The sequence below is a fragment of the Paenibacillus sp. FSL H8-0079 genome, from assembly GCF_037991315.1.
In the GTDB taxonomy this organism is placed as follows: Bacteria; Bacillota; Bacilli; order Paenibacillales; family Paenibacillaceae; genus Paenibacillus.
This window is the reverse complement of record NZ_CP150300.1, coordinates 4,452,866-4,476,136: the sequence shown is the minus strand read 5'-3', so window position 1 is coordinate 4,476,136 and position 23,271 is coordinate 4,452,866. Positions and strand designations below refer to the sequence as shown.

Below are 23,271 nucleotides of genomic sequence, written 5' to 3'. Positions count from 1 at the left end.
GCTATGAAGCACCGAAACAAGAAAAATAGCGATTAATGGAAGAACTAGATACCTAAGAGGTGTAAAACGTGATTAAGCCGATCTTAAAAGATCTTATTATTACTGGAAATCCGAATATTCATGGCAAGTTACAATTCACGGAGACTGAAGATATCGGAGACGATTTTTACTTGTCAGGTACAGCCTGTATTGGAACGGAAGATTCTGAAGGTGAGGATAATTTTGATTTTACAATCATAACTCCGAAAGCATTAGAAAGAGAACTGAAAAACGAGATTAACGTAGTCTTGGGTATGAGGCATTTTATTGTTAATAAGTTAGATTTTGAATTGATTACGGAAACCATTCAGCAAATTCTGATGCAGCATCAGGGGGAGACTTGGGAAGAAATAGCCAAAGACCTAGCTCCTTATTTTATATGGGAATATACGGATTCTATACGTTTGAATAGTGAAGAAGAGCTCTTGGAGATGATTAAGAAACATTCGGATAACGATATTTAATTGAATATAAGATTAATGGTGAGTTTTCAGATGATTGTTTCGGTATATTGTAGCAAAGTGAAATATTGAAATCTTGTTACAACTGTAATAAGCCCAAACCTTTGAAGGTTGGGCTTATTTTGTTACTTTGCTGAATTAATCCACAATATTCCCTGCCATCTTCAGACGGCGAGCAATTTCTTTGAATTCTTCCTGAGAGATGCCTGGTGCAAATTCTTCCTCCACTGCTGGAGATTCCGGAATCGGGAATCCTTCAGGTATCCCTTGAATGACTTCCAAAGGTTGTCCATCTTCGGGGTGAGTTCCTTTCCAGATCTGACCGATCGTGTTGAAGTCTTTATCACTATAGGTATACAGCTTGGTGTGTACCCCTTTTTCTTCATATTTACGAGCCTCATTGAAGGCTTTGTTGTTCAGTGAAGGGATAGGAACCAGCTTGGTTACATTTACGCCAGTTGCAATCTCAAGTGCTTTTGCATATGCCACGACATGCACGCCGCCACGCACCAGCAGGTAACCGACAACTTCCCGGGCTGCGGGGTGATCGGTCATTTCGTATACTTTCATTTTATGGGTACGCGCTCCGCATTCAAGGAAAAAGTTGTGCAGCAGATCCTCGACCAAGTTACCACTATTGAAGACGTGTGCTCCTGTCCACGGATTACCCATGGAGTCGAAAGGCATCGCTCCCTGCGCACCTGCCAGAAAATGATACGACAGACGAGCATCCTTCACGGAGCCAAGCGGTGTATCGTCGGGTTCTTTGTACTCGGTTGATCCTCTGAGGCATTTGTTAATACCATGAGACACTAGCTCAACATGACCCAATTCTTCGGCCGTGATACTCATGACGAGGTCATAGAAGGGCTTTAACTTTTCTTTGGAGCGAAAATTAAACGATTGATAGAGGTAGTTGTTCAACGTTGACATTTCTCCGAATTTGCCACCGAGCAATTCTTGTATGGCTGCCGCAGCATTCGGATCTGGCTTCTCGACATTGGGAATCTCAATCAGGATTTCATCCAAGCGTTTGAACATTCGGGTGTAACCTCCTCATAGTGGTATTGCAGATCGTGTAGGGTTTCAGATCGTGAATTCACCTCATATCTTCTCCCTTTTGTTATTTCCAATACGGTGAATTTTATGTATAATCAAACACTCAAACGAGTCTTCCAGTTACAAGAGAACCATGATTTTTCAAAGGAGTAAGAGATGAACAAACGTTGGATAAAAATGGTGTGGATTTTGATGTTTCTAATGATTCTGATGTACATAAGCAGCGAGCCTGTCACAGCATATGTCGTTACAAATGAGGTTCAGGTGGATGAAGAAACGAGGCAATTGCTCGAAAAGAAATACGGGTTGGAACGTCCTCAGGAACCACAGACTCAACAACACTTTCTCTCGGGTGATTGGGGAATGAGTTTGCGGACGGAGCCTCCTGATTCGTTTGACCGACTTGTTCATGTGGTTCCTTTTTCCCTACGGCCACTGGCCTGGATCTTTCGTTTATTCGTGTAAAATAAAACCCGGACGGGCAATATAACAGAAACATATTGTCCCAAGGAGTGAGTGAAATGAGAATGCTCATCGTTACCGTCATGTCGGTAGTCCTGAGTTTGGCTGGAATTACATCAGGAACAGGCGCCGCTATCCCTGATTATGCGAAGTGGGGAATTATCGCGGTCAAAGAAACACAAACCAAATATAATGTGGATATTTTGGACTACAAGCATATCGGTCGCACCTCTCTAACAGCGAACGAATCACGGGAACAGTTTAAGTTATGGGTTCGTGCAAAAGACGGCAAGCAGTTCGCAGTCTATGTGAATGTTGATTTTAATCCGTCTACACAGCAATTGAAAAAAGTACAATTTTCGGAATCGGATCGACACTGATCCGTTAATGAACGTAGTGAGTACAATACATTGTTTTCACATTAGCTACACTATGGGTTGAACCAGACTGCCTTAATCTTTAAGGTGAAAGTCTGGTTTTTTTATTTTACAAAATCCTTTTTTTACTATTGAATAAAGAACTTATGTTCGCATATAATAATAAATACAAACAAATGTTCTTATCGGAGGGATGATTATGCTAGGGAAATATATTGGCCAGATGGTGGAGCTTGTCTACATGGATCGTGCAGGGCAGATCACGCAGCGACAGATTCGAATTAACAGTGTACGTGGCGGGATGATTAGGGCATCAGCAGGAAAAGAAGGCTCACCCCGAACATTTCTGGAGCAAGGTATTCTGGCATGGCGTCCTGTTACGGATCTGAACGGGGAGGTAAAGTATGCTGAACGACTTTGAACGCAAGATTTTGCGAATTATGGTGAACTATGCAGGACAACGGCGCCGGTTGCCGCGTATGGATGAATTGGAGAACAAGACGGGACGAAGTAAAGCATTTATTCATGAGTCATTGCTGGAGCTTGAACGGACCGGGCATATCGCGTGGGATAACCATTCTACTCTCGAAGGTATACAGATTTTGCAGGCATGGGAACAGGTACAACAGCCGATTCGCAAAAGCCAGCCTGCCGGGGATTCCGTAAAATATTTTACGGACTACTAGTCATAATAAGAAAACGCCAACCCGGATAACCGGATCGGCGCTTACTATGTCACACGTACGAGGTGTGCATCTATTTTAGAAATGGGGAAGTTGATCCAGGTTATTGGTTGGGTCGCCGTCGGCATCGCCGCGAATGTACATTTCTCCATCCTTACCTTTAAATACATTCACGCCGGCAATAGCCCCAGCTTTTACTTCTGCAAGTGCCTGTTGGTAATCCAGTACACGTCCTGCTGAAGTCTGAAAGGCCGTCAGGTCACCGTCGCCATTTTTCTGTACTGCTGTGAAACTCTCGCGTGTCGTTTGATCCATGATGTCACACTCTCCTTATATGACGAGATAGGAATCTGTTTACCTGATTAGCCTATCCGAATTCATCGGAAGTATGCACCATATGCTGATAAAGACCTGCCAACCCGAGGTTTTACAGGCTTTTTCTCATACGAACATGCAGAATATCTGCATCATAAAAAGGTTCTTCCGAAATCACTTCATAGCCCAGTTTTTCATAGAATTTCTGAGCCTGACATTGAGCATCCAGTATAGAATAGGATAAGCCGAGTTCACGAGCCCGCTCCTCCATGGCCAACAGAAGCACACTTCCATAACCAAATGAACGATGAGACTCAAGTACCGCGATCCGCTGCATCTTGGCCGTATCCTTGCTGTAATAGATCAGACGCCCCGTGGCCACAGCCTGCCCATCCGTACATAACAATACATGATGCACATCCGGACTGATGACATCATATTGATCAATCTCAATCTCAGCAGGCACCTGTTGCTCGATCACAAAAACGTGATGGCGAATCCCCAAGGCTTGCTCCAGTTGTTCTTCCGTCGTTACATAACTAATCTCAGCTGCCAATTCCATTCCTTCTTTCTGCTCTTGCGCGACATATCAGACTGAATTATACAAAAAAATGCTTTTCCTGTATAGTTAAGTATGGAACATATTGGGAGAGGAGGGGCTGGCGATGGGCATGGCAGGCATTATGGTAATTACATTGCTAATGTCGGCGGGAATGATTGCTCTGTTGTATTACGTGACCAAGAAAGCATATTCACGGAAGTGGGATGAAGATGAGTAATTCACCTGTTAACCTTCACGGTAAGACTTCACTGCTCCCTCGCGGAGAATATACATCTTGAATCACAGATTTGGAGTACACGTCTAACCAGACAGGCAGAGAATCACCATTTTCATTAGGCTGCTGTAATTGTTGGAATTGTACCGTATGTTCATCCCGCTCCAAGCTGCAACCCGTAACGGTTGTAATCAGAACCATAAGCCCAACGAAGGGGAAGAAGCATTTGGTGAATGTATATTTATTGAGGGGTGGACGTTTTGTTATGTTTCTCATAGGGAATTCACCTCGCTGTAGAAATGGTAATCTTTCCTTTATTGTGCACCATTTCGGGTGAATTATAACCAAATAAATTATTGACAATGAACACGGTTACTTGATATGATACTGTTACTTGATTGGGAAACAATTATATATCATGATCTGTTAGCTCAGCTGGGAGAGCACTATCTTGACAGGGTAGGGGTCAGTGGTTCGAGCCCACTACAGATCATACATGAGAAGCCTTACGATGTAAGGCTTCTTTTCTTTTTTTATGAACTGTGAAGAAGGCGTAAAATAAGTTTTGGGGACAGAAGTTTTAGTAATAGAGAATAGAATAAGTTTTCCAGATTTCTTTTCATTTTTTGTTCGGCGATTGTTCTAAATGATTCATAGCTCATTTTGGAATATTAGGCTGCAAGATGGGCATGATGCTTTAACATAAAGGCAACTTCATGAATATACTTATCGGGAGAAAACAATAGGAGGGATTAATATGAAGGATCAACATTATCCGGGCGTGCCTATGAAAAGGAGGTTTGCTAATCACAACGGTAAGAGAAGTAAAGGAATCAACAAAATGAAAGCGTATTCATATAATGCTGATATTCGCCCTATCATTCGTATTACTCAGGAACCAGCTACGAATGTGGGTAATGTTGTTGATTGTTCAATCCTATTAAAAGACACTTCGGATAGTTTATATTCGTCACCGGTAAATGGTAATACCCTGCTCACGAAGGAGTTGAGTTCTCATGTCTATGACTGATAATATTGCTCAGGCAGCACTCGATGCAGCGATGAAGGCGAATAGGGCTATTGCGCCATACGATTATTGCGATGCAGAATCCAGACGGATGTACACACCTCAATTTGATAAAAAGATGGACAATCCTATGTATACCGCTGCAATGGCGGGGCTACAATCGATCTATTGGTTCCGGGCGATCAAGGTAAAGGGGCTTATTACTGATGCCAAGGCGGATTATTATGCCACGTATTCTACCAATCATAATAACATCGGAGGAATTGGACTAGCCTACTCGAACAGCCCAACAGGACCATGGACCAAACACGGACAGATATATCTGGATACTGTGGTTGGGAATTCGACGGAAACACCATTTGTAATCTGGAACGATGTTGAACAATTATTCTTCATGTATTATCAACAAAACGGACTGGGGATCAATCAATCGACGGCACTCGCGACCTCTGTAGACATGATCAACTGGACAAGAGTGGGTTTGATTCTGGACAAACCTCCAGGTTTCCCAGGTGATGGTCATACAGGATACTTCTCATGCTTTAGAAATGGCGGCAAATGGATCGGTTTCTCGGTGATGGGCGGCGGTGACTTTGGCCGTAAATGTATCTGGCATTCTCATGATGGGCGCAGCTGGCTAGCTGATCCTAGACCATTAATGGGTGGTAATGATGCCACTTTAACTGCGGGAGAAAACATTTCGAGACCCAATGCTGGTGTATTTATGTACAAAGGGAGCATGTGGTGGCTCGGCATGTTATCGGCTTATGCTTCAGGTGGAGTTACGACCGTAGCTCGGCCTGCCATTGCCAAGATCAGCACAGATTTTCGTCAACTGCTGGACAAACCTTCAGATATACATTTTCCGGCATTGAATTGGGAAACGACGAACATGCAATCCATGATGGTGTCCGTTATGGACGGTGTAGTGTACGTGTATTACAATACCGATCATAATATCGGCGTAGCCTATTCGGTGGAGGTGTAGAGATGGTTATACGTGATGCAGCGGGTCAGATCGTGCCCTTTGGAAAGGTCCACAAACAGCTTGTGGCCGATTTTCTTCTCGGAACGTTACCGGATTGGCTTGAGGTGGTGGGAACGTCTACGTTTGAGCCTTTGCCCGACAGAGGAACCATTACAGTTACAACACCGGCAACGGCAGGAGCTTCGGCAGAGTTAAAAATGAAACATCTGATTGACAGCTCGAAAGTAACCGCAATTGCAGTTACCTTGGAAGCGCTCCAATTGAACGGGAACATTGGAATTTCTGTTCAGCTTGGTATTAAATCGAAGGATAGCAAGGCTGGAATCACGTTTTTTCAGAACGTGAATCAGAAGTATGGTATGGTTCGTGCCTATAAAGCAGATGGAACGTACACCGATTTCAAGCAAAACATGGTGTTCTTCACCACACATGGCGTAGCAGGAGATGAGGCACAGAACCGTAAGAACCTGACTGTGCTGCTCTGCACCGGATTACAGTTCTCAGCTGGGTTCGAGAGACCGTCTGTATGGCTTGGTGCGGATGACCAGTATGGTGGTGTTGCTGCTGACCTCAGTGGCGGGATATTCCAACATGGAAACCTACAATGTCTGTTGAAGCTGACAACAAGCCCGGCAGAGGCCAAGTATTTCAAGTGTGCACAGATGAAAGTGGATATCTGGAGTAACTAATTGGAATGACGAAGAGAATAAATAGATTATCTGCATGCATCGGTAAAAAGACATACTTGCAGTAATTTGGTACCTAAACACGGACGCTTTGAAAAAGAAGTGCAGTGTTTGGGTACCTTTTTTATTTAGAGAAAGTTCATGATTGTACCGCCTGCTGCACCAGTAATGACAACGATCCAGGGTGGTACTTTCCAAAAAACGAGCATTAGAAACAACATGCATACCAGTGCAAAATCAACAGGAGTTAGGATCGAAGTTGTCCAAAGCGGATCGTACAACGAAGCCAACAAAATACCTACAACGGCTGCATTAATTCCGATAAATGCTCCTTGAATTTTTGAGCTTTTACATAAAGAATTCCAGAAGGGTAATGCTCCTACGATCAGAAGGAACGCTGGCAAAAAGATAGCGATCGTTGCGACCAAAGCACCCGTAACCCCACGCATCATCGCTCCTAAATAACCAGCAAAGGTGAACAATGGTCCTGGAACAGCTTGCGTTGCTCCATATCCTGCCAAAAAGTCGGACTTGTTGATCAGACCTGTAGGGACGAATTCACGTTCCAGTAACGGAAGTACAACATGCCCTCCACCAAATACAAGTGATCCTGAACGGTAGAAGCTATCAAAGAATAACAGCCATCCCGAACGATCAAATGGTGTGAATACCGGTAGAAGAATTAGGATTCCAAAGAACGTAGCCAAACAGAATATTGCCAAGTTACGACTCACTGGGATAGACAAGTCTACTGTCTTAGTACCTGTCATTTTTCTGAAATGGATCATGCCTACCATACCTGCAATAACAATAAAAAGGATTGGAGTGAACGCAGTCTGCCACACAAGAGTCGACGCTGCAGTGAAGATAGCGATGGTTGCCCTGTAACGGTCAGGAGTTAGTTTTTGCCCCATGCCCAATATCGCTTGAGCAACAATAGCTACAGCAACAATCTTAAGGCCGTGAATCCAGCCAGTATGGCTGATATCAAATCCTTGTAGAAGGAAAGCGAACAAAACTAACGCAATGACAGAAGGAAATGTGAAACCTAACCAAGCTGTTAGTCCCCCCAGCAAACCGCCCCGGATGATGCCAATTCCAATCCCGACTTGACTGCTGGCAGGCCCGGGCAAAAATTGACATAGCGCAACTAAATCTGCATAGCTTCGTTCATCCATCCATTTTCTACGGACAACATATTCTTCATGAAAGTAACCAAGATGAGCGATCGGTCCTCCAAATGAAGTCAGGCCGAGTTTGGTTGATACAGCCAACACCTCAGAAAGTGCTCTGACTTTATGTTTGGGCTTGTCCGGGGTTAGAAATAAATTATTCTCCAAACGTGTTATTCCTCCTTAACGGTTCGACCTAGGTTATCCGATGGATGTCAGTTAAGGAAGGACAATTTTCTCTACAGATAGCTATATTATAATCATCCTCATCGTCATTCATTTAAACGCAGCATTAAACTATATTATTTTTTAACACAAACTATTTACATACACAATTTAATTGTGTACAATGTAATTGTTAGCGATAAAAGAGAGATCGAAATTTAGTCAAAAAATAAATCTAATTAACTAAAGGAGTTTTCACAAATGAAAACATTATATGAAACAACAGTCATCAATACAGGCGGACGTCAAGGAATCGTACAATCTCCAGATAACGTGTTTATGTTGGATGTTGCTGCACCGCCTGAACTTGGAGGACAAGTGACGACAGCTACCAATCCGGAGCAGTTGTTTGCAGCAGGGTATAGTGCTTGTTTTAACTCCGCCCTGGAGTTTCAATTGAAGAAACACAAAGTTGAAATTGAAAGAAGTACTGTAGCTGCAACGGTAATGTTGGTGACGGACTCTGAGGATAACGGCGTGAAACTTCAAGTAGATTTGGAAGTTAAAATCCTTGGTCTGGATGAAGAAACAGCACAGAAGTTTGTGAAACTTGCCCATGACTACTGCCCATATTCCAAAGGAATCAAAGGAAACGTGAATGTTAACGTGGAACTCGCGTAATCATTGATACTATTTGTTGTTGATAAGAAGCCTCCGAGAAATCGGAGGCTTTTTTGGTGTTTTATGCATAAAAATCAATTCCATACTCAATTGTGGGTTATAATGGTATTAAGATTACACAAAACTGCTGAAAGGGGAATGTACTTATGATGGATTTTAGCAAACCACCCCATGGCTCTGAGACCGATACCCATCGTCAGCGTCATCAGGAGAATGAACAGAAATACCTGTCCGGAGGCAAGAGCATTTGGTATGAAATCAGCAACTGGCTCATTCTCGGAGGTATCCTCCTTGTCATATTTTTATTATTTAAATACGTTTTCTAAATAGACACACAACCGGGCGAATCCCCATATGATGCATTACATCAGTAAGCACTTGGGGAAATGGGGAATCCGGGATGGCAAAGGCAAAAGGAAAGAAAGCTCCCGCGTTAAAGAGTGACAAAATTCGTGTATCCATGAAGTTGGTCACTTCGGATGTATGTGAGAGATGCAAGACACCATGTACGCGAGGAATGGATTATGCTGCACGTATGAGAATTGAAGGGGCATTAGGCAAGGGCGTTCCCTGTATATTGACCCGCCATACTTCTTCGTAACTCTTCGTATAATCCCGTATATATAACAATAATAGGACAGAGGCATCCTTTAATGAGGATCGCCTCTTTTTGAGCATTCCAAGGGGTGGAAAAAATTCTGGATAAAAAATGAAAAATGATGAAAAACAGCGCAACTTTGTGGATGACTCTGCAGTATAAATGTACAACAGCTAGCAGCAGGGGAGGGAATATTGACGGGATGAAATGGAAACGAATATTGCTTTGTGTCACGGTATTCTCCTTGCTCGGCGGGTCTTTATTGTTTGCGGATTCGGTGAACGAGAAGATTCGAGTTCTCATTAACGGCAAGGAAGCAGCTGATGGAGGTTATCTAATTGATGGAACGACCTATGTACCTGTAAGAGAAGCCGGAGGCGTCGTCAAATGGGATAGCAGCAACAAGAGAGTAACGGTGATCAAACCGAATGTACATATTTTTCTCTTCAAGGGAGACACTGTATTTGGCAACGTTAACGTAGGTAAGCTGAAATTCAATGTATTTTCACAAGTGGACAGTTTAACAGCAGATGTAGCTGCCGTGAAAGTAACGATCACTAACCCGAGCGGTCAGGTGAAGGATATCCAGTCTCAGGAGCTTACGACCCAGAAGGATAACTTCTGGTTCCGCACATATGATTTTACGTACGATTTCAGTCGTGCTGGCAAGTACCAAGTCGGCTTTCATATTAAAGAAAATGCAAACAGCAGCTACGTCCTGGTAGCGGAGAAAATCATTACAGCGCTGAACGATTGAAGCGAAAATTACCCTGTGAGTTAAATTGACCTGGGTCATTGAACATGTTACGATATGCAAGGTTACACAATTTCTATTTATAAAGCGAGGTATTTCAATGAGCGATCACACACATGAACACGGCGATGGCTGCGGATGCGGGCAAGACCACGACCACGAACACGAGCATGAAGAAGTCCTTCTCACATTAACAGACGAGAACGGCCAAGACGTGGAGATGGTTTTGGTGGAGACGTTTGACGTGGAGAAGCATGTTTATGCGCTCCTGCTGGAACGTAACAATCCTGAAGCTGACGGCATCATCCTGCGTATGGAAGAAGAAGACGAGGAAATGGTGCTCTACAATATTGAAGACGAAGAAGAGTGGAACCGCGTTGAAGCGGCTTACAACGAACTCGTTGCATCACAAGAATAGTCATTCTTTTGGAACATAACATGAAGGCTCCTTGATTTCAGGGGGCCTTTTGTTTGTTTTCAAGAGGTAGACGAGTATTTTCATGGACGGTTCGAATGACGAAATAGACGGGAAAATGCAAACTCGATTGTCCCATAAAATAAAAAAGGACCAAGCTTAAGGCTTGGTCCTTTAAGTCCATCCCATTTACAGCACAAATGGGGTTGTTCTAGAAAATAGCATCGGCTTCCACAATCACTTTAACGTTGGTTACGCTGCGATCTTCGGGTCCTTTGACAGGCAATCCAACTTCGACATGGTCGATGATGTAGTCGATGTTCTCTTGGGTAATAACCTCACCCGGTAACAGAATCGGAATTCCTGGCGGATAGACATAGATGAATTCCGAAATAATACGTCCTGCGGATTCCTTGAACGGAATGACTTCGGTGTCACCGTAGAATGCGTCCCGTGGAGTCAGCATCAACTGTGGAATATCCGGAACTTTAACCACCAGTTCATGGGCCGGGTTCACTTGATAATAGGTACGGGAGAGATCCTGCAAAGCGTTCAGCAAGATATCTACGCTGTCATCCGTATCTCCTGGCGTGATGAGACACAGAATATTGTACATATCACTAAGTTCGACCTCGATGTTGTAATGCTCACGCAGCCAGTTCTCTGTCTCATATCCTGTAATGCCTAGATGGCGGACATGAATCGTTACTTTGGTGGGATCATAGTTAAAGGTAGCTTCTGTACCCAGCAGCTCTTTGCCGAAGCAATACAGTCCATCCATATCGTTAATCGAACGTCTGGCGAACTCAGCCAATTCAATCGCCTTCTGAGCAATTTCACGACCGTGGAGTGCCAGATTACGTCTGGATGTGTCGAGTGAAGCGAGCAAAATATATGAAGTTGATGTTGAAGTGAGAAGGCTCAAGATCGTCTGTACACGTTGTGGATTCACGAACCCGTTCTTTGTGTTCAGGTTGAGTACGGAGCTCTGTGTCATGGAGCCACCAAGCTTGTGAACACTGGTTGCAGCCATATCGGCACCTGCTGCCATCGCTGACAACGGCAGATCCTCATGGAAATGAATAAGTACGCCATGTGCTTCATCAACAAGCACAGGGACTTGATAGCTGTGTGCCAGCTCAACAATCTCTTTCAGATCGGTAACTACACCGTAATAGGTCGGGTTAATCACGAGCAATGCCTTGGCATCTGGATGACGCTCAAGTGCGCGACGGATAGACTGTGTGGTCACTCCGTGATCAATACCTAGATTGACGTCTTGTGAAGGTGAGACAAATACAGGTTTGGCGCCTGAAAAAATAATGGCCGAAAGAACCGATTTATGCACATTACGGGGCACAATAATTTTGTCGCCCGGTGTGCATACAGACAGGATCATGGTCATAATGGCACTGCTTGTGCCTTGTACACTAAAATAGGTATAATCTGCTCCGAAGGCATCTGCTGCCAGGATCTGTGCTTCCTGAATGACACCCGTTGGCTGATGAAGATCATCCAGCGGTGCGATGTTAATCAAATCTATGGAGAAGGCATTATCGCCAATAAATTCACGGAATTCGGTATCCGCTCCCAATCCTTTTTTATGGCCCGGAATATGAAACTGTACCGGATTGAGTGCCGCATGATTTTTTAAAGCGGTAAACAGCGGCGTACGGTGGTGATTCATCAGTGCTGTCACAACCCTTCCTAATAAAATTGGTAAACAAAGATGAGTATAGCAAATTAAGAACCGAATGCAACAGTATAATCGACAATTTTTTAAATTGCCGAGATTTGGGCACATTCCCCAGGGTTACACTAAGGATAGGGGATGGGTTAATGAACGCCGAAAGGGGAAAAAGAATGCAAACCGACACAAAACCAGCCAAAATTTTGCGATCACCATTTTTTATCGCGATGTGGCTGACACTTTTTCTAGTTGAAATTATCAAAGGGGCCTTGTTGGTAGCTGTTCTGCCTGTGTATATGGACAATATACTGGGCCTGTCCGCTGGTGTTATCGGTGTGGCCTTTGCCCTTCAATATCTTGGAGATAATCTGTTTCGGGCACCTTCCGGCTGGGCCGCAGAACGGATCGGTTTTCGTGCAACGATGGTTACAGCATTAATCTGTACCTTAATCGCTGTTATTATGATCCTTTTTCTCAAAAGTGCCTTTGGACTGGCCATGGCCTGTCTCATTCTTGGCATTGGTACGTCACCACTCTGGCCTTGCGCCATGACAGGGGTGACGGCGATGTCAGGCCCGCAGAACAAGAATGGTACAGCAATGGGGGCGCTGGAGATGGCTGCTCTCGGCGGAACGGGGCTTGGACCTATAGGCATGAACTGGCTGTTGGAGCGTACGCATCATGATTATCGAACTATATTCCTCGTGCTGATGGGATGCGCTATACTGGTTATCCTGGTAGCGATGATTCTGCCTGGACGTGTCATTGTTGAAGGAGAGCATGCCGAGCAAGCAGCGAAAAATAGTGATGTGAAATATCCTGCCAAACCGAATCTGCTCACGCCGTTCATACGGCTGCAAAAGAGTGTAAAGGGCACACTGCAACGGGTACGCAGCACACTTAATGTTAATCCACTCGTGTATCCTGCATTGTTTATGCAGTCGTTTGTCATCGGGCTGCTCAGTCCAGTAATCACGCTATATACACGCACAGATCTGCACATCTCACCGAACCTTTACAGTTTGTTGCTGATTGCGGGTGGTGGAATAACCGTTATTGCCTTGCTGCCTGTTGGTAAAATGGTAGACCGGTTCGGCACGAAACCGTTCCTGAACGTTGGTTTTTTGATGGCGGCAGCGAGTCTGTTCGCGTTTTCTTCCATAACATCCATTCCCGTGGTGTTCGGTGTTGTCATGCTGGTGGGGATCAGTTACGCCATGATTTTGCCAGCCTGGAATGCTTTTGTAGCTACACTGATTCCCAAAGGGGAGCGGGGAGCGATCTGGGGATTTTTCCTTACACTGCAAGGATCAGGTATGGTCGTAGGCCCCATTGTATCCGGACTGCTGTGGGACCATGTTAGCCATCCGGCTCCATTCATCGGCAGTGCCATCGTCATGGCAGGACTTGCCGTCGTGCATTTTGTATTATCTCGGAATCCGTTCCGTACTGCTCCGGCCAAATAAGCAACAGAAAAGGGAGTTCCGTCAACCTTCGTGGTTGTGGAGCTCCCTTTTTCGCGTCCATAATGTCATGAAAATCGGGGGCTTGCCCCTGTGCTCCTGCGGAAAGCTGCAATCCTGCGGCTCTTTCGGTGAAAAATAGTCAAATAACCAAGTACCCTTACATAAAATGAAGTATAAAATAGGGTAAGCCGATTGAGTAGAAGCGATTGAAGACGAGGGCCGGAGCAATTCCGGTACAGATGGAGGGAGTGCCGTGAATAAGAGTTATGAAGTTGAATATTGCAATCTGGAGCTGCGGTTCAACCGTCGGCATATCCAAAATTTGATTAAAGACCTTATTCGTGAGGGGTATTCACTATATTGGAGCGAGGACGAATCCTTTTTTATCCTGTCTGTCCGTACCGGCCGTAAGCTGGTAAAGCTCCGTTTTCAACAGACACGCAGTGGGAACTACAAGATGACAGGTGATTATATTATCAAGGACGCGAAGCTGGCAGAGTGGCTTGAGAAGCTGATTGGAGATACACGCGGGCATGCGGTTGTGAAGCGGTTCAAGGATCAGCAGATGACCGTGGAGAACATTTTATTCGGTGAAGTCATTCGGCTCGTGGAAGTGTCTGGGTTCAAACAGCGTGTCATTTTTCAAAAGGAACCTGCGCCGACGGCGGAAGAGATGGAAGAAATGTTCCTCTCTCGCGAAGGCGAGGAGCGACTCATGTTATTGCGCATGGAAGTGGATGATGAGCTGGAGCGCCTGTACACCGCCATGCAGATGGATAATATTGAAAAAGCCAATGCTTGTCGTGAAGTCTTAAAACAGCTGTCCGGACATCTGTTAATGTTGGAAGGTTGATGAAAGCAAGGCCGTATTTATGAAAATACGATGAACACCTCAGCAGATTGGGGTGTTTTCTCGTTGCGTAACTATGCCACGGGGTTCACTTCTATACATAAAACCGTTAAAATAGGAGTATTGTTGAGAATTTATTTCAATAAAATTAATTGGAGCAAAGGATGGAGGACCAGATGACAAAACAACAAATCGGCGTAATTGGCCTGGCTGTCATGGGCAAAAATTTGGCCCTTAACATTGAAAGCAGAGGTTTCTCGGTATCGGTATATAACCGTTCCCCGGAGAAAACCAATGATCTTCTGAAAGAAGCTGAAGGTAAAAACCTGACAGGCTCATTCTCCATTGAAGAGTTCGTAGCATCCCTGGAATCCCCGCGCAAAATTTTGATCATGGTACAAGCCGGCAAAGCGACCGACGCTACCATTGAACAACTGCTTCCTCACTTGGATGAGGGCGACATCATCATTGATGGAGGTAACGCATACTTCCCTGACACGCAACGTCGCAGCAAAGAGTTGGAAGACAAAGGCATTCGCTTCATCGGTACAGGTGTATCCGGTGGTGAAGAAGGCGCATTGAAAGGCCCTTCAATCATGCCAGGTGGACAGGAAAGTGCTTATAAACTGGTTGAACCGATTCTGACGGCAATCTCGGCCAAAGTCGGTGACGATCCATGTTGTACATATATTGGACCTGACGGTGCCGGACACTATGTGAAAATGGTGCATAACGGTATCGAGTACGGAGACATGCAGTTGATTGGTGAAGCGTACCACTTGCTCAAATCCGTATTGAACGTTTCCGTTGAAGAGCTTCATGCAATCTTTACGGAATGGAACCAAGGAGAGCTGGATAGCTACCTGATCGAAATCACGGCAGATATCTTCTCCAAATATGATCCGGAAACCGGCAAACCAATGGTTGACGTTATTCTGGACGCGGCTGGACAAAAAGGAACAGGTAAATGGACAAGCCAAAGCGCGCTGGATCTCGGCGTACCATTGTCCATGATTACAGAATCCGTATTCTCCCGTTTCTTGTCTGCGATGAAGGACGAGCGTGTAGCAGCTAGCAAAATCCTGAATGGACCAGCGACTGAAGCGTTCTCCGGTGACAAAAAAGCATTTATCGAGAGCGTGCGTAAAGCCCTCTTTGCAAGTAAAATCGTATCCTACGCACAAGGATTTGCACAAATGCGTGCAGCTTCCGATGAGTATGGCTGGGATCTGAAATACGGCAACATTGCCATGATCTTCCGCGGCGGCTGCATCATCCGTTCGCAGTTCTTGCAAAATATCAAGGAAGCTTATGATAAAGACGCAGCACTGAAAAACCTGCTCTTGGATCCGTACTTCCAAAACATCGTTGAGTCTTATCAAGGCGCATGGCGTGAAGTTGTAGCGGCTGCTGTAAAACAAGGTGTTCCAGTACCTGGATTCTCCAGCGCATTGTCTTACTACGACAGCTACCGTACGGAGCGTTTGCCAGCCAACTTGCTGCAAGCACAACGTGACTACTTCGGTGCTCACACATTCAAACGTGTAGACAAAGAAGGCAGCTTCCACCACAACTGGATGGAGTAGTACCACCGCATATACGAGTCGATCAGATATGGCTAGTGCCCCTTTAGGTGGCAGCTTTGGCCTGTTGAAAGGCTCATAAAGAGGTTTGGTGTTCCGGTGATTGCCGGTTAACGCCAGGCCTCTTTTTTATGAATAAGCTCATTGGAGTTCGTTAGGTTGTTGGATGTTTACCGATTGATATGTTGGGGGCCTAAAAAGTGCTTGCGGATGGTCCAAAGGAAGTCGGTAAGGAGATGGTCTTTCCCAGTCCGCAGGGCTGTGTTATGATAGGACAAAAGTGCTCACGAATTGCTTGAATTAAAGGAGTGTACACCTTGAGCAAGTCTAACAATATTATTCTCATCGGCATGATGGGAACTGGCAAATCAACCGTCGCTGACATGCTTGCACGCGAGCTTGGCTACCGATTGATTGATGTGGACGCCGCGGTGGAAAAAGAGGAAGGCTGTACGATTCCAGAACTGTTCACTGACAAGGGAGAGACGTATTTCCGTGATGCCGAGAGCCGTATGTTGTGCTCGGTACTGGAGAAAAAGTCACAGGTCATTGCGACCGGAGGTGGCGTGGTGCTGCGTTCGGATAATTGTGACGTGATGTCGAAGAATGGCTGGGTTGTTGCCCTGACTGCTGATCCAGCAGTGATTGTAGAACGTGTTAGCGGCTGTGACAATCGTCCGCTTCTTGCAGGCAATGCAGAGGAACGTATCAAAACGATTATGGAAGAACGGAAAGACGCATATCGGTTCGCGCATTATACGGTGGATACAACGGAGTTATCCGCTGCTGAAGTGACTCGTTTAATTTTAGTGCATTACCGCGTCTAAGCTTGTGATCGTCGAAGTTTGTTGGTTGATAGATAGGTGGCGGATATAACAAAACGGGCCATATGGCCCGTTTCTAGTAGTGGAGTAGAGTAGAGTAGAGTAGAGGTCACTAGGTTACAATGACTTTGCTCCGCTCCGAGTTTCTCTAGTCTTCCTGTTGCCATTGAAGCATGCCGCCAATCATGTTCGTACAGCCTTCATATCCGAGTTGCTGCAGATATTCACAGGCACGTTCACTGCGGTAACCGCTACGACAGATGATTACGATCTCGCCTGACTTATCAATCTCAGACAGTCGGTCCGGAATCTGTCCAAGCGGGATATGCTTGGCTCCTTCGATCATGCCTTGTGCCACTTCATCGTCCTCGCGGACGTCTATCATCTGCAGCTTCTCTCCTGCCTGTAAACGGCGGCGCAGCTCAGATGTTTCAATTTCAGCTATTTGTGTCATATTCAGGTCCTCTTTTCTGTATGGACTTAACGCCTATAATGATACCCAAGCGATGCACGGAATGTCAATTTGGCCACAATATAATCAATGAAGGAGAATTTCATCCATGGACGTTATTGTTAAACCAACCCCTACCCTGAACGGGGAAATCGGAGCTCTGTCCTCCAAAAACTACACGACTCGCTATTTGCTGGCTGCTGCGCTGGCAGAAGGTACAAGTACCATTCATTTCCCGGCACACAGTGAAGACAGTGACGCCATGCGTAGATGTATTCGCGATCTGGGGGCAGTGCTTGAAGAAGACGACAGCAAGATTGTGATCCAGGGCTTTGGCAGTCATCCCCGTGATGTGCGTGAATTGAATGTAGGGAATGCAGGTGCTGTACTTCGTTTCCTGATGGGCGTTACAGCGCTCTGCCCTGAAGTTACTTTTGTGAATACGTACCCGGATTCTCTGGGCAAACGGCCACATGATGACCTGATCGATGCGCTGGGTCAACTGGGTGTAGAAGTACAACATGAACAAGGACGCCTGCCGATTACGATCAAAGGTGGCAATGCCAAGGGTGGACACATTCGTGTATCCGGCTCCGTCAGCTCCCAATATCTGAGCGCATTGCTGTTTGTTACACCTTTGCTTGCAGAAGACAGCACCATTGAAGTGCTGAATGACCTGAAGTCCAAGGTCGTTATCGGACAGACGCTGGAAGTGCTGGAGCAGGCAGGCATCGTTATCCATGCAAGTGATGATTACATGTCCTTCCGTGTACCAGGTGGACAGGCTTACCAACCAACAACCTACACGGTTCAAGGGGACTACCCTGGCTCAGCAGCGGTTCTTGCCGCAGCAGCGGTTACACAGTCTGATGTGAAAATTCTGCGCCTGATGGAGCAGAGCAAACAAGGTGAACGTGCCATCGTTGACGTGTTGCGCATGATGGAAGTACCGTTGACACATGAGAACGATGTCGTTCACGTTCAAGGCAATGGCAGACTGAAAGCGATCGAATTCGACGGGGATGCCGCGACGGACGCCGTTTTGGCTATGGTAGCCGCAGCTGTGTTTGCGGAAGGCACCTCACGGTTCTATAATGTAGAGAACCTGCGTTACAAGGAATGTGACCGAATCACCGATTATTTGAACGAGCTGCGAAAGGCAGGAGCGAACGTCGAAGAGCGTCAGGCTGAGATTATCGTACACGGGCGTCCGGAAGGCGTCGAAGGTGGCGTTGAGATTAACGCTCATTACGATCATCGCGTAATTATGGCGCTTACAGTCGTTGGCCTGCGTTCCAAGGAACCACTTCGTATTCGGGATGCACACCATGTAGCCAAGTCTTATCCGCAATATTTCGATCATTTGCAGGCGCTTGGCGCCTCGGTTCAATGGGTAAAAGAGTAAATAACTGAAAACCTGTCTTTTGAACACGCACTTTAATCAGAAAAGGATGGTGCTTGAACATGGAATTTAACAACCCTACTCGTGAAGAAATTGGACAACTTTTGCGCAATGCAGGCAACATCGCAGTCGTCGGCTTATCAGACAAATCGGATCGCACTTCCTATATGGTAGCTGAAGCCATGCAGAGCAGAGGCTATCGCATCATCCCGGTTAATCCACAGGTGCAAGGTGAAATCCTTGGAGAGACGGTATATGCCACACTCGCGGATATTCCAGAGCCGGTAGACATCGTCAATGTGTTTCGTCGCGAAGAGTTTTGCGCGGATGTAGCTCGTGACGCTGCCGCCATCAAAGCGAATGTGCTGTGGCTGCAGCTTGGCATCCATAGTGATGAAGCGGTCCAGATTGCTGCAGAGAACGGCATGACAGCGGTAACGAATCGTTGTATCAAGGTAGAGGATTCCATCGTTCTGCGCGGCGCTGGACGCGGCTGAGAGGCTCGTTCACCTGTGATCGGATGATCTCCTGATCTCACCCAATTGAATGATTATAGGATGAATCCCGTTAACTTGAAGTTGACGGGATTTTTTCTGTTCCATTTTTGCTGTATTAATTACCAATTGGTTACTGTTTTGCTTTGACAAAACGTTGTGTAAAGCTTACCATCTAGGATAGAAAGGAGAGGTCGCCATGAATTGGCTCGGATCCTTGCAGCAGCTCGGACGAGCGGTAATGCTGCCTACAATGGTCCTGCCCGCCGCCGCAATTTTGCTCAGTGTTGGCAGTCTGCCTTGGGACGCCTGGGGATTGGATGTTGTCGGTGAAGTGTCTACCGTGGCCGGACACGGTATTTTTTATTTCTTACCGTATCTGTTCGCTGTCGGTGTAGCGCTGGGACTCTCCAACCAGGCCGGACAAGCGGGACTCGCTGCGCTGGCTGGTATCGTGATATATGATCAGGTGACTCGCAACTTCGGCGACGGCACCGTTCAGCCCGCTTCCTTAATCGGAATCATACTCGGCGCGCTTGCCGGGGGAATGCATAATCGCTTTAAAAGCATTAAACTACCTGAAATTTTACAATTCTTCGGGGGGTCAAGGTTTGTTTTACTCATTGTTGGACTCTGTTCGGCACTGTTCTCCTGTTTTATGTTATGGCTTGCTCCGATCCTGCAGCATGGATTGAACGCCATCGCCACTTGGGAATACAGTCTCGGGGGGTTTGGACTGTTCATCTACGGGGTGTTATACAGGGTGCTGGTCGCTTTCGGGCTTCATCACCTGCTTAACAATGTGTTTTGGTTCCAGTTAGGGACGTTTGAAACGCCTGATGGTAACATTGTGCAAGGGGATTTGCCTCGATTTTTTGCAGGTGATCCAACAGCAGGATTCTTTATGGCGGGTTTATTTCCCATCATGATGTTCGCCATTCCGGCAATAGCCTTCGCTATTATTCAGGAAGCCAGGGAAGATCTGAAACCGAAAATCAAGAAAACCTTTCTGACATCGGCACTCGTTTGTTTTCTGACCGGGGTATCGGAGCAGATTGAGTTTGCTTTTTTGTTCGCTGCACCTTATCTGTTCATCGTGCATGCAGTCATGTCCGGTGTTGCCATGTGGATTAGCTACTGGCTCGACATCCGGCACGGCTTTTCTTACTCCGCAGGTATTATTGATTACATACTCAATTTCCATCTATCGGAGAATGCTTGGAAGCTCATTCCGGTTGGCATACTATATGGGCTGGTCTATTACTTCCTTTTCCGATGGGCGATTCGTACGTTCAAGATACCAACACCAGGACGTGAAGAGGGGTCTATGTTGGAAGATTGGGTAGGTAACATTCCTTATCAGGCACCTTTGATTCTCGAAGCATTGGGTGGAAAAGGTAACATTGTGCAGGTTGAAGCCTGTATTACGCGACTTCGCCTGACTGTTCATGATGACCGCCTGATCGACACGGGTGCCATGAAGAGTATGGGGTCCGCTGGACTAATCAAGCTGGGTGGCGGTAACGTACAGGTGGTATTCGGTACCTACTCGGAATTGATTCGGGAAGAAATTGCGAAGTTGCTAGAAAGAGATCTGCAACAGGTTCTGTTCTGTGCCCCCGTTCAGGGTAAAATGCTACCGATCGAAGAGGTGCCGGATCAGATCTTTGCAGCCAAGCTTGTTGGGGATGGTGTAGCCTTTGTTCCGGAAAAGGGAGAGCTGGTCTCACCCGTGTATGGAACGATTATGCACTTGTACCCGACCATGCATGCCCTGGGTATTTCCACCCGGGAAGGGCTTGAGGTGTTGCTGCATATCGGCATTGATACCTCTCAGTTGAAAGGCCATTTTGAAGCTTTTGTTCAGGAGGGCGATACGGTGGAGCCAGGGCAGTTGTTGATCAAGTTTGATCTGGCAGTACTTCGCGAGCAAGCGGCGTCACTGACAACACCAATGGTAATTACGAATCCGGATCGTGTAAAATCATGGAGTTTTGCTCCATTTAAGCAAGTTAAGAAAGGTCAGGCATCCGTTATGTCCGTGGTGCTCTATGACAGGAACGTTGGAGGGGTAGAATGAAGATACAAGGCATCAACGGAGCTGCAGGCATAGCCATCGGCAAAGCATTTGTCCTGCCCAGTTGGGAATGGGATCTGCCGGATCAGAAGATGGACTCGGTGGATCTCGCCCAGGAGTTCGAACGGCTGTATGAGGGCATACGGACATCAAAGGATGAGATCGAATATATCAAAAATGAGTTCAAGGAAGTCGTTGGTCCAGAGGAGTCCAGTATTTTTGATGCACATCTGGCGATCCTCGAAGATCCGGTATTCATGAACGAAATTCGCGGCATTATCGAACGTCAATACAAGGCGGCAGAAGTGGCGGTCAAAGAAGCCATTGACCATTTTGTCACGATGTTTGATCTGCTGGAAGATGAGTATATGAAGGAGCGGGCTATTGACATCAAGGATGTGGGTAACCGTCTGCTCAAGCATTTGCTCGGCGCACCCGAGATTACACTTCCTTCGGATACCCAGCCTTATGTACTCGTTGCGAAAGAGTTGTCGCCATCTCAACTGGCACATCTGAATCCCACTCATGTGCTAGGTATTGTAACCTTGATTGGTGGGAAAACATCACATTCTGCGATTATGGCTCGTGCACTTGGCATTCCTCTCGTTTCCGGTCTGGAAGCGAGTCTTGGCATGCCGGTAGAGACAGGGGATATGCTTGTGGTAGATGGTGACAATGGTTTGGTATTTACCGATCCGGACCGCAAGACAATTGAACGGTATACGATGCTGCGCAGTAAGCAACTGAAGAAAAAGGAACAACTTCAAGTGCTTGCTACGGTAGATGCCGTAACTAAAGACGGGGCCGTATTACATCTTGCTTCCAATATCAGTTCCGTGAAGGAACTGGACATGGCTTTGAAACATGGAGCGAAGGGCGTAGGTTTGTTCCGGACAGAGTTCCTGTATATGGATCGGGCTACGTTCCCAGGTGAGCAAGAACAGTATGAGGTATACCGCCTTGTGGCAGAGAAAACAGCAGGCCAATCCGTTGTCATTCGTACACTGGATATTGGTGGTGACAAGCAACTCGATTATTTTGAACTGCCAGAGGAAGATAATCCGTTTCTGGGTTACCGTGCCATTCGGATTAGTCTGGACCGCAAGGATCTGTTCAAAACACAGCTTACAGCCATTCTGCGTGCCAGTGCTGCCGGTAATGTCAAAATCATGTATCCGATGATCTCATCGGTGGAAGAGCTTCAGCAGGCCAATGAGATTCTTCGTGAGGCGATGTCCGATCTGGACGAGCGGGGACTGTCATATGATCCTCACATTCAGGTGGGGATCATGATTGAAGTTCCAGCAGCGGTGATGATTGCAGATCTGCTCGCTGAGGAAGCGGATTTCTTCAGTATTGGTACAAACGATCTGGTTCAATATGTATTGGCAGTAGATCGAATGAACGAACAGATTGCCCATATGTATCATCCGTATCATCCGGCTGTTCTACGGATGCTTCGTGCCACAGCAGATGCGGCTCACACGGCCGGAATTGATGTTAGTGTGTGCGGAGAGATGGCAGGGGACGAACGTGCCATTCCGCTTTGGTTGGAGCTTGGCATTCGCCACTTGAGTATGTCTCCACAATCCCTGCTGCGTGTGAAACACAGAGTGCTGAACACAACGGCATCGGCAGCCAAAGAAGAAGCTCGTAAGTGCTTCGCCTTGCGAACCAGTGGAGATATTGAGGAGCGCCTACAGGTTTTTAATGATTCCACAGGTAGTCCAGACGAACAAAGTGGTTCGAATGCATCATGAAACAGATAATTGGATA

Annotated in this window: 27 protein-coding genes and 1 tRNA gene; 21 read left to right on the top strand and 7 right to left on the bottom strand. The window is 46.2% G+C overall.

All coding sequences use genetic code 11. From position 1 onward, the window contains the following. Window positions 1–68 precede the first annotated feature (68 nt). Window positions 69–503 carry an Imm8 family immunity protein gene (locus MHI06_RS20040; protein WP_340398873.1) on the top strand — a complete coding sequence of 145 codons (435 nt, stop codon included), beginning with the start codon at window positions 69–71 and terminating at the stop codon, window positions 501–503. 135 nt (window positions 504–638) lie between these two features. Here MHI06_RS20040 and MHI06_RS20035 read toward each other — a convergent pair whose 3' ends face one another. Beyond that, complete coding sequence (locus MHI06_RS20035; RefSeq protein ID WP_340398872.1) at window positions 639–1,541, bottom strand: manganese catalase family protein; 903 nt, start codon at window positions 1,539–1,541, stop codon at window positions 639–641. 174 nt (window positions 1,542–1,715) lie between these two features. Here MHI06_RS20035 and MHI06_RS20030 point away from each other — a divergent pair, with 174 nt between their 5' ends. The 4 genes from MHI06_RS20030 to MHI06_RS20015 all read left to right on the top strand — a co-directional run bounded on the left by MHI06_RS20030 (window position 1,716) and on the right by MHI06_RS20015 (window position 3,084). Continuing rightward, the gene (locus MHI06_RS20030) at window positions 1,716–2,024 is read left to right on the top strand and encodes a hypothetical protein (protein WP_340398871.1); all 309 of its coding nucleotides are present in this window, start codon (window positions 1,716–1,718) and stop codon (window positions 2,022–2,024) included. A 56-nt stretch (window positions 2,025–2,080) separates the two neighbouring features. Next, on the top strand, window positions 2,081–2,401 hold the full coding sequence (locus tag MHI06_RS20025) for a DUF3889 domain-containing protein (protein ID WP_340398870.1): 321 nt from the start codon (window positions 2,081–2,083) through the stop codon (window positions 2,399–2,401). A 196-nt stretch (window positions 2,402–2,597) separates the two neighbouring features. Continuing rightward, window positions 2,598–2,819 (top strand): hypothetical protein, encoded by a 222-nt coding sequence (locus MHI06_RS20020; RefSeq protein WP_017687387.1) that lies wholly within the window; start codon window positions 2,598–2,600, stop codon window positions 2,817–2,819. Beyond that, a complete protein-coding gene (locus MHI06_RS20015; RefSeq protein WP_340398868.1) occupies window positions 2,803–3,084 on the top strand; it encodes a hypothetical protein in 282 nt (93 codons plus the stop codon). Before MHI06_RS20020 ends, MHI06_RS20015 begins: the two co-directional genes overlap by 17 nt. A gap of 75 nt (window positions 3,085–3,159) precedes the next feature. On the opposite strand, the gene MHI06_RS20010 is transcribed toward MHI06_RS20015, so the two are convergent. From MHI06_RS20010 to MHI06_RS20000, 3 genes are all read right to left on the bottom strand, one after another. Beyond that, window positions 3,160–3,396, bottom strand: a complete 237-nt coding sequence (locus MHI06_RS20010) for a DUF3892 domain-containing protein (RefSeq protein WP_017687389.1) — start codon at window positions 3,394–3,396, stop codon at window positions 3,160–3,162. A 112-nt stretch (window positions 3,397–3,508) separates the two neighbouring features. After that, window positions 3,509–3,952, bottom strand: a complete 444-nt coding sequence (locus MHI06_RS20005) for a GNAT family N-acetyltransferase (RefSeq protein ID WP_340398867.1) — start codon at window positions 3,950–3,952, stop codon at window positions 3,509–3,511. Window positions 3,953–4,190: 238 nt separating this feature from the next. Further along, a complete protein-coding gene (locus MHI06_RS20000; protein ID WP_340398866.1) occupies window positions 4,191–4,448 on the bottom strand; it encodes a hypothetical protein in 258 nt (85 codons plus the stop codon). Between the two features lie 144 nt (window positions 4,449–4,592). Between MHI06_RS20000 and MHI06_RS19995 the strand changes: the two genes are divergently transcribed. From MHI06_RS19995 to MHI06_RS19980, 4 genes are all read left to right on the top strand, one after another. Beyond that, window positions 4,593–4,665: transfer RNA gene (locus tag MHI06_RS19995), tRNA-Val, on the top strand. A 264-nt stretch (window positions 4,666–4,929) separates the two neighbouring features. After that, window positions 4,930–5,202, top strand: coding sequence for a hypothetical protein (locus tag MHI06_RS19990; RefSeq protein WP_169481562.1), 273 nt, complete (start codon window positions 4,930–4,932; stop codon window positions 5,200–5,202). Next, window positions 5,189–6,187 carry a hypothetical protein gene (locus tag MHI06_RS19985; RefSeq protein WP_340398865.1) on the top strand — a complete coding sequence of 333 codons (999 nt, stop codon included), beginning with the start codon at window positions 5,189–5,191 and terminating at the stop codon, window positions 6,185–6,187. Before MHI06_RS19990 ends, MHI06_RS19985 begins: the two co-directional genes overlap by 14 nt. 2 nt (window positions 6,188–6,189) lie before the next feature. Then, the gene (locus MHI06_RS19980) at window positions 6,190–6,876 is read left to right on the top strand and encodes a hypothetical protein (RefSeq protein WP_340398864.1); all 687 of its coding nucleotides are present in this window, start codon (window positions 6,190–6,192) and stop codon (window positions 6,874–6,876) included. Window positions 6,877–7,001: 125 nt separating this feature from the next. On the opposite strand, the gene MHI06_RS19975 is transcribed toward MHI06_RS19980, so the two are convergent. Beyond that, window positions 7,002–8,213: a chromate transporter gene (locus tag MHI06_RS19975; protein WP_340398863.1), complete on the bottom strand. Its 1,212-nt coding sequence runs from the start codon at window positions 8,211–8,213 to the stop codon at window positions 7,002–7,004. Between the two features lie 258 nt (window positions 8,214–8,471). Between MHI06_RS19975 and MHI06_RS19970 the strand changes: the two genes are divergently transcribed. The 4 genes from MHI06_RS19970 to MHI06_RS19955 all read left to right on the top strand — a co-directional run bounded on the left by MHI06_RS19970 (window position 8,472) and on the right by MHI06_RS19955 (window position 10,661). After that, window positions 8,472–8,891 carry an organic hydroperoxide resistance protein gene (locus tag MHI06_RS19970; protein ID WP_017687397.1) on the top strand — a complete coding sequence of 140 codons (420 nt, stop codon included), beginning with the start codon at window positions 8,472–8,474 and terminating at the stop codon, window positions 8,889–8,891. A 146-nt stretch (window positions 8,892–9,037) separates the two neighbouring features. Next, window positions 9,038–9,217: a hypothetical protein gene (locus MHI06_RS19965; RefSeq protein WP_017687398.1), complete on the top strand. Its 180-nt coding sequence runs from the start codon at window positions 9,038–9,040 to the stop codon at window positions 9,215–9,217. Window positions 9,218–9,691: 474 nt separating this feature from the next. Further along, window positions 9,692–10,246: a copper amine oxidase gene (locus MHI06_RS19960; RefSeq protein WP_036614723.1), complete on the top strand. Its 555-nt coding sequence runs from the start codon at window positions 9,692–9,694 to the stop codon at window positions 10,244–10,246. Between the two features lie 97 nt (window positions 10,247–10,343). Then, window positions 10,344–10,661 carry a DUF1292 domain-containing protein gene (locus tag MHI06_RS19955; protein ID WP_169481557.1) on the top strand — a complete coding sequence of 106 codons (318 nt, stop codon included), beginning with the start codon at window positions 10,344–10,346 and terminating at the stop codon, window positions 10,659–10,661. A 208-nt stretch (window positions 10,662–10,869) separates the two neighbouring features. Here MHI06_RS19955 and MHI06_RS19950 read toward each other — a convergent pair whose 3' ends face one another. Continuing rightward, window positions 10,870–12,345, bottom strand: a complete 1,476-nt coding sequence (locus MHI06_RS19950; RefSeq protein WP_062836119.1) for an aminotransferase class I/II-fold pyridoxal phosphate-dependent enzyme — start codon at window positions 12,343–12,345, stop codon at window positions 10,870–10,872. 176 nt (window positions 12,346–12,521) lie between these two features. Between MHI06_RS19950 and MHI06_RS19945 the strand changes: the two genes are divergently transcribed. The 4 genes from MHI06_RS19945 to MHI06_RS19930 all read left to right on the top strand — a co-directional run bounded on the left by MHI06_RS19945 (window position 12,522) and on the right by MHI06_RS19930 (window position 17,074). Continuing rightward, on the top strand, window positions 12,522–13,814 hold the full coding sequence (locus tag MHI06_RS19945; RefSeq protein WP_133385500.1) for an MFS transporter: 1,293 nt from the start codon (window positions 12,522–12,524) through the stop codon (window positions 13,812–13,814). A 253-nt stretch (window positions 13,815–14,067) separates the two neighbouring features. After that, a complete protein-coding gene (locus MHI06_RS19940) occupies window positions 14,068–14,667 on the top strand; it encodes a hypothetical protein (protein WP_145322902.1) in 600 nt (199 codons plus the stop codon). 173 nt (window positions 14,668–14,840) lie between these two features. Continuing rightward, window positions 14,841–16,250: an NADP-dependent phosphogluconate dehydrogenase gene (gndA, locus tag MHI06_RS19935; protein ID WP_169481556.1), complete on the top strand. Its 1,410-nt coding sequence runs from the start codon at window positions 14,841–14,843 to the stop codon at window positions 16,248–16,250. A 314-nt stretch (window positions 16,251–16,564) separates the two neighbouring features. Continuing rightward, the gene (locus MHI06_RS19930) at window positions 16,565–17,074 is read left to right on the top strand and encodes a shikimate kinase (protein WP_248278203.1); all 510 of its coding nucleotides are present in this window, start codon (window positions 16,565–16,567) and stop codon (window positions 17,072–17,074) included. 145 nt (window positions 17,075–17,219) lie between these two features. On the opposite strand, the gene MHI06_RS19925 is transcribed toward MHI06_RS19930, so the two are convergent. Then, a complete protein-coding gene (locus MHI06_RS19925; RefSeq protein ID WP_340398862.1) occupies window positions 17,220–17,525 on the bottom strand; it encodes a rhodanese-like domain-containing protein in 306 nt (101 codons plus the stop codon). 106 nt (window positions 17,526–17,631) lie between these two features. Between MHI06_RS19925 and aroA the strand changes: the two genes are divergently transcribed. The 4 genes from aroA to ptsP all read left to right on the top strand — a co-directional run bounded on the left by aroA (window position 17,632) and on the right by ptsP (window position 23,255). Then, on the top strand, window positions 17,632–18,927 hold the full coding sequence (aroA, locus tag MHI06_RS19920; protein ID WP_145151207.1) for a 3-phosphoshikimate 1-carboxyvinyltransferase: 1,296 nt from the start codon (window positions 17,632–17,634) through the stop codon (window positions 18,925–18,927). A 59-nt stretch (window positions 18,928–18,986) separates the two neighbouring features. Continuing rightward, window positions 18,987–19,421, top strand: coding sequence for a CoA-binding protein (locus MHI06_RS19915; protein WP_127545397.1), 435 nt, complete (start codon window positions 18,987–18,989; stop codon window positions 19,419–19,421). Between the two features lie 196 nt (window positions 19,422–19,617). Continuing rightward, window positions 19,618–21,498 carry a glucose PTS transporter subunit IIA gene (locus MHI06_RS19910; RefSeq protein WP_169481552.1) on the top strand — a complete coding sequence of 627 codons (1,881 nt, stop codon included), beginning with the start codon at window positions 19,618–19,620 and terminating at the stop codon, window positions 21,496–21,498. Further along, the gene (ptsP, locus tag MHI06_RS19905; protein ID WP_169481551.1) at window positions 21,495–23,255 is read left to right on the top strand and encodes a phosphoenolpyruvate--protein phosphotransferase; all 1,761 of its coding nucleotides are present in this window, start codon (window positions 21,495–21,497) and stop codon (window positions 23,253–23,255) included. Before MHI06_RS19910 ends, ptsP begins: the two co-directional genes overlap by 4 nt. The last annotated feature ends 16 nt before the right edge of the window (window positions 23,256–23,271 follow it).

Excerpts from the sequence above, each read along its gene's own strand:
- MHI06_RS20035 (WP_340398872.1), bottom strand. The coding sequence starts at position 1,541 with ATGTTCAAACGCTTGGATGAAATCCTGATTGAGATTCCCAATGTCGAG.
- MHI06_RS20030 (WP_340398871.1), top strand. The coding sequence starts at position 1,716 with ATGAACAAACGTTGGATAAAAATGGTGTGGATTTTGATGTTTCTAATG.
- MHI06_RS20025 (WP_340398870.1), top strand. The coding sequence starts at position 2,081 with ATGAGAATGCTCATCGTTACCGTCATGTCGGTAGTCCTGAGTTTGGCT.
- MHI06_RS20020 (WP_017687387.1), top strand. The coding sequence starts at position 2,598 with ATGCTAGGGAAATATATTGGCCAGATGGTGGAGCTTGTCTACATGGAT.
- MHI06_RS20015 (WP_340398868.1), top strand. The coding sequence starts at position 2,803 with ATGCTGAACGACTTTGAACGCAAGATTTTGCGAATTATGGTGAACTAT.
- MHI06_RS20010 (WP_017687389.1), bottom strand. The coding sequence starts at position 3,396 with ATGGATCAAACGACACGCGAGAGTTTCACAGCAGTACAGAAAAATGGC.
- MHI06_RS20000 (WP_340398866.1), bottom strand. The coding sequence starts at position 4,448 with ATGAGAAACATAACAAAACGTCCACCCCTCAATAAATATACATTCACC.
- MHI06_RS19990 (WP_169481562.1), top strand. The coding sequence starts at position 4,930 with ATGAAGGATCAACATTATCCGGGCGTGCCTATGAAAAGGAGGTTTGCT.
- MHI06_RS19985 (WP_340398865.1), top strand. The coding sequence starts at position 5,189 with ATGTCTATGACTGATAATATTGCTCAGGCAGCACTCGATGCAGCGATG.
- MHI06_RS19980 (WP_340398864.1), top strand. The coding sequence starts at position 6,190 with ATGGTTATACGTGATGCAGCGGGTCAGATCGTGCCCTTTGGAAAGGTC.
- MHI06_RS19970 (WP_017687397.1), top strand. The coding sequence starts at position 8,472 with ATGAAAACATTATATGAAACAACAGTCATCAATACAGGCGGACGTCAA.
- MHI06_RS19965 (WP_017687398.1), top strand. The coding sequence starts at position 9,038 with ATGATGGATTTTAGCAAACCACCCCATGGCTCTGAGACCGATACCCAT.
- MHI06_RS19960 (WP_036614723.1), top strand. The coding sequence starts at position 9,692 with ATGAAATGGAAACGAATATTGCTTTGTGTCACGGTATTCTCCTTGCTC.
- MHI06_RS19955 (WP_169481557.1), top strand. The coding sequence starts at position 10,344 with ATGAGCGATCACACACATGAACACGGCGATGGCTGCGGATGCGGGCAA.
- MHI06_RS19950 (WP_062836119.1), bottom strand. The coding sequence starts at position 12,345 with ATGAATCACCACCGTACGCCGCTGTTTACCGCTTTAAAAAATCATGCG.
- MHI06_RS19945 (WP_133385500.1), top strand. The coding sequence starts at position 12,522 with ATGCAAACCGACACAAAACCAGCCAAAATTTTGCGATCACCATTTTTT.
- gndA (WP_169481556.1), top strand. The coding sequence starts at position 14,841 with ATGACAAAACAACAAATCGGCGTAATTGGCCTGGCTGTCATGGGCAAA.
- MHI06_RS19925 (WP_340398862.1), bottom strand. The coding sequence starts at position 17,525 with ATGACACAAATAGCTGAAATTGAAACATCTGAGCTGCGCCGCCGTTTA.
- aroA (WP_145151207.1), top strand. The coding sequence starts at position 17,632 with ATGGACGTTATTGTTAAACCAACCCCTACCCTGAACGGGGAAATCGGA.
- MHI06_RS19915 (WP_127545397.1), top strand. The coding sequence starts at position 18,987 with ATGGAATTTAACAACCCTACTCGTGAAGAAATTGGACAACTTTTGCGC.
- MHI06_RS19910 (WP_169481552.1), top strand. The coding sequence starts at position 19,618 with ATGAATTGGCTCGGATCCTTGCAGCAGCTCGGACGAGCGGTAATGCTG.
- ptsP (WP_169481551.1), top strand. The coding sequence starts at position 21,495 with ATGAAGATACAAGGCATCAACGGAGCTGCAGGCATAGCCATCGGCAAA.